This window comes from Nevskia soli DSM 19509 (genome assembly GCF_000711955.1).
GTDB lineage: Bacteria > Pseudomonadota > Gammaproteobacteria > Nevskiales > Nevskiaceae > Nevskia > Nevskia soli.
In genome coordinates, this window is the sequence record NZ_JONR01000035.1 from 39395 (window position 1) to 50568 (window position 11174).

At 67.7% G+C, this 11174-nt stretch carries 12 protein-coding genes; 11 read left to right on the forward strand and 1 reads right to left on the reverse strand.

What is annotated here, in order from left to right:
* Positions 1 to 155 precede the first annotated feature (155 nt).
* Positions 156 to 1055, reverse strand: coding sequence for a proteasome-type protease (locus BP26_RS0117375; protein ID WP_084183185.1), 900 nt, complete (start codon positions 1053 to 1055; stop codon positions 156 to 158).
* Positions 1056 to 1214: 159 nt separating this feature from the next.
* Here BP26_RS0117375 and BP26_RS0117380 point away from each other — a divergent pair, with 159 nt between their 5' ends.
* The 11 genes from BP26_RS0117380 to BP26_RS0117430 all read left to right on the forward strand — a co-directional run bounded on the left by BP26_RS0117380 (position 1215) and on the right by BP26_RS0117430 (position 11161).
* Positions 1215 to 1814: a 2-hydroxychromene-2-carboxylate isomerase gene (locus tag BP26_RS0117380; RefSeq protein ID WP_029921838.1), complete on the forward strand. Its 600-nt coding sequence runs from the start codon at positions 1215 to 1217 to the stop codon at positions 1812 to 1814.
* Complete coding sequence (locus BP26_RS30660; RefSeq protein ID WP_157572587.1) at positions 1814 to 2353, forward strand: hypothetical protein; 540 nt, start codon at positions 1814 to 1816, stop codon at positions 2351 to 2353. Before BP26_RS0117380 ends, BP26_RS30660 begins: the two co-directional genes overlap by 1 nt.
* Complete coding sequence (locus BP26_RS30665) at positions 2350 to 3213, forward strand: alpha/beta fold hydrolase (protein ID WP_029921840.1); 864 nt, start codon at positions 2350 to 2352, stop codon at positions 3211 to 3213. The genes BP26_RS30660 and BP26_RS30665 overlap by 4 nt, the downstream gene beginning before the upstream one ends.
* A gap of 118 nt (positions 3214 to 3331) precedes the next feature.
* Entirely contained in the window at positions 3332 to 4372 is a 1041-nt protein-coding gene (gene holA, locus BP26_RS0117395) for a DNA polymerase III subunit delta (protein ID WP_029921841.1), read from the forward strand.
* Positions 4369 to 5667, forward strand: coding sequence for a glutamate-5-semialdehyde dehydrogenase (locus BP26_RS0117400; RefSeq protein ID WP_051749103.1), 1299 nt, complete (start codon positions 4369 to 4371; stop codon positions 5665 to 5667). Before holA ends, BP26_RS0117400 begins: the two co-directional genes overlap by 4 nt.
* Positions 5668 to 5793: 126 nt before the next feature.
* Positions 5794 to 6474, forward strand: a complete 681-nt coding sequence (gene nadD, locus BP26_RS0117405) for a nicotinate-nucleotide adenylyltransferase (RefSeq protein ID WP_036517256.1) — start codon at positions 5794 to 5796, stop codon at positions 6472 to 6474.
* On the forward strand, positions 6452 to 7066 hold the full coding sequence (gene rsfS, locus BP26_RS31155; RefSeq protein ID WP_084183186.1) for a ribosome silencing factor: 615 nt from the start codon (positions 6452 to 6454) through the stop codon (positions 7064 to 7066). Before nadD ends, rsfS begins: the two co-directional genes overlap by 23 nt.
* Positions 7067 to 7088: 22 nt before the next feature.
* Positions 7089 to 7559, forward strand: coding sequence for a 23S rRNA (pseudouridine(1915)-N(3))-methyltransferase RlmH (gene rlmH, locus BP26_RS0117415; RefSeq protein ID WP_029921845.1), 471 nt, complete (start codon positions 7089 to 7091; stop codon positions 7557 to 7559).
* Between the two features lie 120 nt (positions 7560 to 7679).
* Positions 7680 to 9677, forward strand: a complete 1998-nt coding sequence (gene tkt / locus BP26_RS0117420; RefSeq protein WP_029921846.1) for a transketolase — start codon at positions 7680 to 7682, stop codon at positions 9675 to 9677.
* A gap of 177 nt (positions 9678 to 9854) precedes the next feature.
* Complete coding sequence (locus BP26_RS0117425) at positions 9855 to 10583, forward strand: MotA/TolQ/ExbB proton channel family protein (protein ID WP_157572588.1); 729 nt, start codon at positions 9855 to 9857, stop codon at positions 10581 to 10583.
* 152 nt (positions 10584 to 10735) lie between these two features.
* The gene (locus BP26_RS0117430; RefSeq protein WP_169740624.1) at positions 10736 to 11161 is read left to right on the forward strand and encodes an ExbD/TolR family protein; all 426 of its coding nucleotides are present in this window, start codon (positions 10736 to 10738) and stop codon (positions 11159 to 11161) included.
* The last annotated feature ends 13 nt before the right edge of the window (positions 11162 to 11174 follow it).

Sequence of the window (11174 nt, forward strand, 5' to 3'; positions counted from 1 at the left end):
GCGAGCGAAGCTCGCTGGAGTGGCGAACGCCCGGCCATGGATGGCCGGGCCGGGCTCTCCAGTAGCTGCAAGGTCTCGCCAGGGATGGCAGGGAACTGGCCGGTAAAGCCAGGTTCTTCGCTACGCTCAGAGCGACAAACAGCAGCTACGCGCGGTCAGTAACTCTGTCCGCCTGAACCGTTATTGCCGTTGTTGCCGCTGCCGAACTGCATCTGCGCGGCGGCATTCAGGCCGTTCTGCTGTGTCTGCGCGCCCATTTGCGCCTGTGCCTGCGGTTGCTGCGACTGGGTCTGCACCTGCAGGGACAGCTGCGGCTGCAGCTCCCACTCGAACTTGGGCAGGCTGCGCACCGCGTTTTCCAGCTGCCGTGCCCAGATTTCCTTGAGCTGCGAGTAATACGGCGTGTCCAGGTCCAGGCGCAGCGAGTGTTTCACCTTGAGGGCGTCGCGCGGGATGAAGGCCAGGTCCACCGGCGGCCCCACCGAGATGTTCGAGCGCATGGTCGAGTCCAGCGACACCAGGGCGCAGCGCGCCGCGTCCTCCAGCGTCACGTGCGGGCGAATGAAACGATCCAGGATCGGCTTGCCGTATTTGATCTCGCCGATCTGCAGGAATGGCGTCTCCGGGCTGGCGGCGATGCAGTTGCCGACCGGGTAGATCAGGTAGATCGCCGGCTCCTCGCCCTGGATCTGGCCGCCGAGGATCAGCGTGGTTTCGACGTTGAGGCTGCTGTACTGGCTCTGCAGCTGCTGCGTCACCTGCTTCTGCGCCCGCACCGAGAGCTGGCCGAGATAATCGGCGGCGTCGAACATGTGGCGCACGGTGCGCAGATTGACGGTGGCGGTGGGATCGTTGAGATCGCGCTGCGCCTGCGCCAGCACGTGCTGGGTGGTGGCCAGGTTGCCGGCCGACAGCACCACGAAGACGCGGTCGCCCGGAAACTCGAAGGTGTGCATCTTGTTGTAGGTGCGCACGTCGTCGACGCCCGCAGCTGTGCGCGTGTCGGCGGCCATTACCAGGCCTTCGTTGACTTTGATGGCGACGCAGTAAGTCATTCTGGAATCAGCAGGTCACGGGTGACGGCGGGTAGGGGTCGATTGTAGCCGAGCCCGTCCTAAGCAAGCATGGCTTGTGCCAGAAAGTGATGCCTTGTGCCGAAAGGTAGCGACATGCAGACTGCCCGGCAGGCGCGAGACAGCGCGGGAGGAGTCACGGTGGAACAACGCACGATCGAATTTTTCTGGGACGCGGCCAGTCCTTACACCTATCTGGCGGCCACCCAGGTCGGCCCGCTGGCTGCCCGGGCCGGCGTCGCCGTGGCGTGGCGGCCATTCCTGCTCGGCAAGGTGTTCGAGGCCAGCGGCAACCGCATGCCGGCGGCCGTGCCGGCCAAGGCCAAGCACCTGTTCCGCGATGTGCAGCGCTGGGCGCAGCACTACGGCGTGCCGGTGGCCTTTCCCAAGGTGTTTCCGGTCCACAGCGTGCTGGCCCTCCGCGCCGGGCTGGCCGCGGCGGCGCAGGGCAGGGGTGCCGAGTTCGCCCAGGCGATCATGAAGGCCTATTGGGCCGACGGCGCCGACATCGCCCAGCCGGAGGCGGTAAGCAAGGTTGCCGACGCGGTCGGTCTGGATGGCGCCGCCCTGTTGTTGCAGGCGCAGGAGCAGTCGATCAAGGACCAGCTGCGCGCCAATACCGAGGAAGCGGTGCAGCGCGGCGCCTTCGGCGCACCGACCTTCTTCGTCGGCGAGCAGATGTTCTGGGGCAACGACCGCCTGGTGCTGCTGGATGAGTTCCTGAGCGGCAAGATCGCCTGATGCGGTTTGGCCGGCCCGGGATGCTGGCGGGGCTGCTGTTGTTGCCGGCATGGCCGGCAGCCGCCGACGCGCCGGCCTCGCCGCTTTCGGAGTGGCGCGTCAGCCTGGACGCGGTCGGCCCGATCCGGCTCGGCATGACCCTGGCGCAGGCGCGCAAGGCGGCAGGCGCGGCGCTGACCGAGCAACCTCCGCGCGGCGATGCCGGCGCCTGGCGCGCCTGCCATTACGCCTGGCCCACGGAGGGCGGGCAGTTGCGGCTGGACCTGGGCCTGATGCTGGAGCAGGGCGTGGTGACGCGCATCGATATCGCCACCCCGGAAGTCGTCACGCGCTCCGGCGCGCGCGTCGGCGATACGGAAGACAGCGTGACCGCGCGCTACGCCGGTCACCTGCAGGTCGCGGCGGATGGCGCCGCGCACTACCTGATCGTCTACCCGGATCAGCCGCGGCAGATGATTTTCCAGGCGGAAGAGGGCAAGGTGACGGCCTATCGGATCGGCCAGCTGCCGGCGGTCCATTACAGCGAGGGTTGCGCTTGAACAGCAGTCTCGACAGCCGGTCCGAATTCCTGCGCGTGCGCGGATTGCGTCACCACGTGCGGCGCTGGGGCGACCCCAGCCTGCCGCGGCTGTTCATCACCCATGGCTGGCTCGACGTGTCCGCCACCTTCCAGCCCCTGGTCGAGCCGCTGCTGCAACGTTGGCAGGTGCTGATGCCGGACTGGCGCGGCTTCGGCTACAGCGAGTGGCCGCAGGACGGCTACTGGTTCTACGACTACGTCGCCGACCTTGAAGCAATACTCGACCATTATTCCCCCGACGAGCCGGTGCTGCTGGCCGGCCACAGCATGGGCGCCCAGGTTTCCGCCCTGTATGCCGGCCTGCGCCCGCAACGGGTGCGCAAGCTGGCTTGCCTGGACGGCATCGGCCTGCCGGACGCGCCGGCTGCGCGCGCGCCGGCGCGGGTGCGCAAATGGCTGGACCAGTTGCGCGAACCGCTGCCGGTGAAGACTTACGAGTCGTTCGAGCAGCTGGCCGGGCGCGTGCGCCGCCAGCATCCGCGCCTGAACGAGGCGCAGGCCCTGTTCGTGGCGAGCTGCTGGGGCCAGCAGGACGGCTACGGCCGCATCCGCCTCTGCGCCGATCCCAAGCACACCCTGGCCGGCCCGCTGCTGTACCGCGCCGCCGAGGCGGAGGAGATCTGGAAGCAGATCACCGCGCCGACCCTGTTCATCGACGCCGCCCTGTCGGAAACGGCCCTGCCGGCCGAAGAGCGGGCCCGCCGCCGCGGCTCATTCGCCGACCAGCGGGTGGTGGTGATCGCGAATGCCGGACACATGCTGCATTTCGACGCCCCGCGGGAAACGGCGCAGGCGCTCGCGGCATTCATGGCGGATTGAGGGCAAAGACGCTCCTGCGGCGGTGGCGCAGTGACGCCAAGGCGATGATTAATAAGGCGCTTCTACTTTTTTGCGACCCGACGCCGTTGTCCCGGGAGCTTTTAACTAAAATACGGCCATGCGCCTGAATCCCGGTCAGCTTGCCTCTCAACTACAGCGTGGTCTCGCCCCGGTGTACCTGGTCGCCGGCGAAGAGCCCCTGTTGATGCAGGAAGCGCTGGACGCCATCCGCGCCGCCGCCCGGGCCAAGGGTTTCGCCGAGCGCGAGGTACTGGACGCCGAGCGCGGCTTCGACTGGCAGCGCCTGGTCGATACCTGCAACACCCCCTCCCTGTTCGCACCGCAGCGCATCGTCGAATTGCGCGCCGCCAACGCTCCCGACGCCGCCGGTGCCGCCGCCCTGATCAAGCTGGCGCAGGACCCGGCGCCGGACGTGCTGCTGATCGTGGCCCTGGGCAAGCTCGAATCGCGCGCCCGCAACGCCGCCTGGTACAGCGCGCTGGAGACGGCCGGCGCCAGCCTGTATGTGTGGGCGTTGAAGCCGGAGGAATTGCCGGGCTGGATCGGTACGCGCCTGCGCACCGCCGGGGTCCAGGCCGACCCGGACGGGCTGCGCCTGCTGGTCGAGCGCACCGAGGGCAACCTGCTCGCCGCGCAGCAGGAAGTGGAAAAGCTGGCCTTGCTCTATCCGGGGCAGGCGGTGGGCGTGGCGCAGATCGAGGCGGCGGTGGCCGACTCGGCGCACTACGAGGTATTCGGCTGGTTCAATAAGATCATGGCCGGCGACGCGCGCGGCGCCGTGCGCGGCCTCTACGGCCTGCGCGATGAGGGGGTGGACCTGCTGCCGATCCTGGCGGTGGTGGCCAATGGCCTGCGCCAGCTGGCCCGCGCCGCCGCGGCCTATGCCCGCAGCCACAATGCCGGCGCCGCCATGGAAGCGGCCGGCGTATTCAAGATGAACCAGCCGGCCTTTGCGCGGGCGGTCGAGCGCAGCCGTTCCGGCCAGGTGCTGGGCTGGCTGCGGGATTGCGCCAATATCGACGCCCTGGCCAAGTCCAGCGGCACCCAGTCCGCCGCCTGGGAAGAGTTGTTAACATTGGTGCTGGCGGCGAGCGGCGCCGCCAAACCCAGACTGGCCGCGGCACGGAATCCTGTATGACGGCGGTAACGTTGAAAGACGGCAAGCGCGGTGCGCGCAAGGACGAGGTTGCTTCCTACATGCGCAATGTGGGCGAGCGCGCCCGCGTCGCCTCCCGCGCGGTGGCCAAGGCCAGCGCCGGCGAGAAGAATGCCGCCCTGTTCGAGCTGGCGCGGATCATCGAGGACGAAGCCTCCACGATCCTCGAAGCCAATGCCCGCGACATGCGCGCGGCCCGCGAAAACAAGCTGGAAGAAGCCCTGCTGGACCGCCTGGAACTGAACCAGGGCCGCATCGCCGCCATGGCCGACGGCGTGCGCCAGGTGGCGGCGCTGCCCGATCCGGTGGGCGAGATGTTCGACCTGAAGATGCGCCCCTCCGGCATCCAGGTCGGCCGCATGCGCGTCCCCCTGGGCGTGGTCGCCATCATTTACGAGTCGCGGCCCAACGTCACCGCCGACGCTGCCTCGTTGTGCCTCAAGTCCGGCAATGCCTGCATCCTGCGCGGCGGCTCCGAGGCCCTGCATTCCAACCAGGCCATCGCCCGCTGCATCCAGCGCGCCCTGCGCGACGCCGGCCTGCCGCCGGACGCGGTGCAGGTGGTGGAGACCACCGACCGCGAGGCGGTCGGGCACATGCTGACCATGCCGCAGTTCGTCGACGTCGTGATCCCGCGCGGCGGCAAGGGCCTGGTCGCTTTCGTCGCGGAGAACGCGCGCGTGCCGGTGATCAAGCACCTGGACGGCAACTGCCACGTCTACGTCGACGGCGAAGCCGACCTGGAAAAGGCCATCGCCATCGCCGTCAACGCCAAGACCCAGCGCTACGGCACCTGCAACACCATGGAAACCCTGCTGGTCGACGCGCCGATCGCGCAGCGCCTGCTGCCCGACCTCGGCCGCATCTACGCCGGCCATGGCGTCGAGCTGCGCGGCTGCGAGCGCACCCGCAAGATCCTGCCGCAGGCGCGCCCGGCCAAGCCGGAAGACTGGGACACCGAATACCTGGCGCCGATCCTGGCGATCAAGGTGGTCGACGGCCTCGACCAGGCCATCGACCACATCACCCGCCACGGCTCGCAGCACACCGACGCCATCGTCAGCGAGAACTACAGCAAGGTGCGCCGCTTCCTGCGCGAAGTGGATTCCGCCTCGGTCATGGTCAATGCCTCGACCCGCTTCGCCGATGGTTACGAATACGGCCTCGGCGCCGAAATCGGCATCAGCACCGACAAGTTCCACGCCCGCGGACCGGTCGGCCTGGAAGGCCTGACTTCGGTGAAGTGGGTGGTGCTGGGCGACGGACAGGTCCGTTGAAGCAGTGGTTAGTGATTAGTGGTCAGTGGTTAGTGAAAAAGCTCAACTGCGTCAATTTTTTGCTTTTACTGGCCACTAATCACTGGCCACTAATCACTGCCGATTGCGGCCCGCACGCAGGTTCTCTTGTCCACTGAATCATCAGCCGCAATCGGCGTCTTCGGCGGCACGTTCGCGCCGATCCATCACGGTCATATCCGCCTGGCGCTGGAACTGCGCGAGCGGCTCGGTTTGTCGCGCGTGCTGATCGTGCCGAGCGCGCACCCGCCGCACCGTGCCGCACCGGAAGTGCCGCCGCAGCGTCGGCTGGAGTGGGCGCGGCTGGCCCTCGCCGGCGAGCCCGGCGTGGTGGTGGACGATCGCGAAATCCGCCGCAATGGCCCTTCCTATACCTATGACACGGTGGCCGGTCTGCGCGCCGAGCTGGGCGAGGCCACGCCGCTGGTGCTGCTGCTCGGCGACGACGCCGCCAACCAGCTGCACACCTGGCACCGCTGGCGCGAGCTGTTCGACCTGGCGCACCTGGTCTTCGTCGAGCGGCCCTACGAGCCGCCGGCACCGTCGCCCGAGCTGGCCGCGTTCCTGCGCGGCCGCCGCGCCGCCTCGTCCCAGGCCCTGCTGGCGCAGCCGGCCGGCCTGTGGATCGCCGCCAGCATCCCGCCGCTGGCCATTTCTTCCACCCGCATCCGGCAGTTGCTCAAGGCCGGCCGCAGCATCCGTGGCCTGGTCCCGGATGCCGTGATCCAGACATTCACCACCGAGGACGTCCGCGCTCTAACCCACGATGAAGACCCCGCCCAAGACTAAAGCAGCCTCCAAGGCCAAGGCCCCCGCCAAGAGCAAGGCGAAGGCCACCGGCAAACCTGCCGCCAAACCCGCAGCCAAGTCCGCTACCAGGGCCAAGGCTGCCGTGAAGTCCAAGCCCAAGTCCAAGTCCGGGCTTGGACCGAAGAGCAAGGCCGTAGCCAAGACCGCGCCGAAGAAGGCCGCCTCCAAGGCCAAGCCAAAAGCCGCTCCCGCGCCGAAGGCCAAGGCAGCGAAAGCCGGCTCGGTCGATCCGTCCGACACCCTGACGGCACTGGCGGTGTCGGCGCTGGAGGATCTCAAGGCGGTCGACATCAAGGTCCTCAACGTGCGCGACCTCACCACCATCGCCGACGCCATGGTGATCTGCACCGGCACCTCCAACCGCCACGTCAAGTCGCTGGCGGAGAATGTGGTCGACATGGCCCGGCAGCGCGGCTTCCGCGCGCTCGGCATCGAGGGGCTGGGCGAAGGCGAGTGGGTGCTGGTGGACCTCAACGGCGTGCTGGTGCACGTGATGCAGGCGCAGACGCGCCTGTTCTACCAGCTGGAAAAGTTGTGGGACATGAGCCAGCTCGACAGCCGGTCGGCCTGAGCCGGACCCGCTCGAGCCCCCTATGCGCGTGCGCCTGATCGCCGTCGGCACGCGCATGCCGGCCTGGGTCGAGGCCGGCTTCACCGAATACGCGCAGCGCCTGCCGCGCGAGTTGCGCCTCGAGCTGGTGGAAGTGCCGGTGGAGGCGCGGGGCAAGAATGCCGACATCGCGCGCCTGCGCGAAGCCGAGGGCGAGAAGATGCTGCGCGCCGCCGGCAGCGGCAGCCGCATCGTCGCCTTCGACGAGCGCGGCGACGCACTGGACACCGTGGGCTGGGCCAAGGCCCTGCCGCAATGGTTGCAGGACGGGCGCGACGTGGCCCTGCTGGTCGGCGGCCCGGACGGATTGTCCCCCGCCTGCCTGGCGGCCGCCTCGGCGCGCTGGTCGCTGTCGCGGCTGACGTTTCCGCATCCCCTGGTGCGGGTGCTGATCGCAGAGCAACTGTACCGGGCCTGGAGCCTGACGCAGAACCATCCCTATCACCGCGCCTGAGTCGCCGGGCGCGAACCGGGGTAACAGGTACTGGCGCATTCCCGTCCCGCCTTGCCCGCACAGGGCGGGGGCATGGACAATACGCATCCTTCGCCGTTCCCTTCAGCCGAGCCGCCTCCGATGCCGACCCGTTTCGAACTCGCCAATGCCATCCGCGCCCTTGCCATGGATGCCGTGCAGCGCGCCAACAGCGGCCACCCCGGCATGCCGATGGGCATGGCGGACATCGCCGAAGTGCTGTGGAACGACTATCTCAGCCACAACCCGGCCGACCCGAGCTGGTTCAACCGCGACCGCTTCGTGGTCAGCAACGGCCATGGTTCGATGCTGCTCTACGCCGCGCTGCACCTGTCCGGCTACGACCTGCCGATGGAGGAACTGAAGAACTTCCGCCAGCTGCACTCGAAGACTGCCGGTCATCCCGAGCACGGCCACACGCCGGGCGTGGAAACCACCACCGGCCCGCTCGGCCAGGGCTTGGCCAACGCCGTGGGCATGGCGCTGGCGGAACGCCTGCTGGCGGCGAGCTTCAACCACGACGGCCTGCCGCTGGTCGATCACTACACCTACGTCTTCGCCGGCGACGGCTGCCTGATGGAAGGCGTCTCGCACGAAGCCTGCTCGCTCGCCGGCACCTTCGGCCTGGGCAAGCTGATCGTGTTCTACGACGACAACAATATCTCCATCGACGGCGAGGTGCGCGGCTGGTTCCGTGACGACACCCCCGGCCGCTTCGAGGCCTATGGCTGGCAGGTGGTGCGCAACGTCAACGGCCATGATCCCAGCGAAGTGCGCATCGCCATCGAAACGGCGCGGGCGCAGACCACCCAGCCGACCCTGATCTGCTGCAAGACCGTGATCGGCTTCGGCTCGCCCAACCGCCAGGGCACCGCCAAGGCCCACGGCGCGGCGCTGGGTGATGCCGAGATCGTGCTGGCGCGCGAGAAACTGGGCTGGACCTACGCGCCGTTCGAAATCCCGCAGGACATCTACGCCGGCTGGGATGGCCGCGCACGCGGCCAGCAGAAGCAGGCCGCCTGGAACGAACTGTTCGACGCCTACGCCAGACAGCATCCGCAGCAGGCGGCCGAACTGCGCCGCCGCATCGCCGGCGAGCTGCCGGCGGAGTGGGCCGCGACGATCGCCGGCGCCATCGGGAAGGCCGCCGCCGGCGACAAGCCGGTGGCGACGCGCAAGTCCTCCGAAGCGGTGCTCAACCTCATCGCTCCGGTGGTGCCCGAATTCGTCGGCGGCTCGGCCGACCTGACCGAGTCCAACAACACCATCTGGCACGGCGCCAAGACCATCGTGCCGGGCGACGTCAGCGGCAACTACCTGTCCTGGGGCGTACGCGAATTCGGCATGTGCGCGGCCATGAACGGCATGGCGCTGCACGGCGGCGTCATCCCCTTCGGCGGCACCTTCCTGGTCTTCTCCGACTATGCCCGCAACGCGGTGCGCATGGCGGCACTGATGCGCCAGCGCGTCATCTTCGTCTTCACCCACGACTCCATCGGCCTGGGCGAGGACGGCCCCACCCATCAGCCGGTGGAACATCTGTCCTCGCTGCGCCTGATTCCGCACCTGCATGTGTGGCGTCCGGGCGACGCCTTCGAAACCGCCATCGCCTGGAAGGCCGCGGTCGAGCGCAAGGACGGCCCGGCCGTGCTGGCGCTGTCGCGGCAGAATCTCGCGCCGCAGAAACACGAGGCAGCGCACACCGCCCTGGCGGCGCGTGGCGGCTACATCCTGTCGGAGCCGGCGAGCCCCCCCGAAGCGGTGGTCATCGCCACCGGTTCGGAACTGGACCTGGCGGTGCAGGCCGCGCAAAAGCTGGCGGGCGAGGGACGCGCGGTGCGCGTGGTGTCGATGCCCTGCCTGGAAGTATTCAATGCGCAGGATGCAAGCTACCGTGAGCAGGTGCTGCCTGCTGCGCTGCAGCGCAGGCTGGTGGTCGAAGCCGGCGTCACCGCGTTGTGGCGCGGCCTGGCCGGCCCGCAGGGCGCCGTGCTCGGCGTCGACGATTTCGGCGCCTCGGCCCCGGCCCCCAAGGTTTTCGCTGAATTCGGACTGACCGTGGACGGTGTGGCGCAGGGCCTGCGCGGGCTATTTGCCTGACCGACAGGTCCGGCCGGCGAGCGGGCCATGGCGTTTGCGCCAAAAGTGGGCGCTTGCCTACTGCATACGGGCTAGATACTATTCGACCCTTTCCCAGCGGGACGAATGGGGCTTATTCGGCATGGAAAATGCCTCCCAAGCGTTCCATAGCTTGAGCCCTACTTTGGAGTCCTTCCTGTGTCAGTTTCCTTGATCAATATTGCGGCGGACGCCGCGGATTCCGTCGCCGCCATCAACCCGGCCGACCTGTCCATCTATCACCTGGTTTCGCAGGCCGACCCCGTCGTCAAGGCCGTGCTGGTGATCCTGGTGATCTTCTCGTTCTGGTGCTGGACCGTGATGTTCGAGAAGCTGTTCGCCTTCATGTCCGCGCTCAGCGCCGTCAGCCGCCTCGAAACCACGCTGGAAGACGGCACGCTGGAGGACATGATCAACTACAGCGACAAGCATCAGATCTCCAACATCATCGCCGCCGGCAACCAGGAATGGCGCGAAGGCTCCGGCGAGCACGAGCACGAAGCGCTGCACGAAGTGCGTGACCGCATCGAGCGCGCCATGCGCCTGGAACTGTCCAACGAAACCCGCCGCATCAACAAGCGCCTGCCGTTCCTGGCGACGGTGGGTTCCTCGGCTCCGTTCATCGGCCTGTTCGGCACGGTGTGGGGCATCATGAACACCTTCACCGGCATCGCCGCGGCGCATGACACCAGCCTGGCCACCGTGGCCCCGGGTATCGCCGAAGCGCTGATCGCCACCGGCATCGGCCTGGCCGCCGCCATCCCCTCGATCATGGCGTACAACAGCTTCGCCACCAACCTGGGTCGTTACGTCGGCCGCCTCAACACCGTCATCGGCATCTATGCCGGGCGCCTGTCCAAGCGCTTCGCGCCGGCCATTGCGGCCTGAGCGGGGAGAGCGGCCGTGAAGAGCAAGAAGGTGGTCAGTGGTCAGTGGTCAGTGACTAGTGAAAAGCAGGATGGGCTGCGCCCGTCTTTTGATGTGACTAGCCACTGGTCACTGGCCACTAGCCACTGGCAGTTGGAGTTTTCGCCATGGGCGTGAGCGTCAAATCCTCTTCGGGCGGAGACGAAGGGGAGATGGGGCCCGTGGCGGAAATCAACGTCACGCCTCTGGTCGACGTCATGCTGGTGTTGCTGATCATCTTCATGGTCACGATGCCGCTGATGATGAACCAGTTGCCCATCACCCTGCCCAAACCCAGCCTGTTCCAGTCGGACAAGCCGCCGGAGAAGCTCGGCGTCAGTTTCGATCTGCAGAACAATTACTTCATCCAGCACAACGACGATGCCAAGGAAGCGGTGCCGTATGCCGACCTGCCGGCGCGCCTGCACGATATCGCGCAGCAGTTCCCGGATGAGCTGGTCACCGTGTGCGCGGATCCCCAATCCGTCTACGACCGCGTGGTCGACCTGATGGCCATCGTCGGCAGCTCCGGCTTCGGCAAGGTGACGTTATGTCCATGAGCGCAAAGACGTC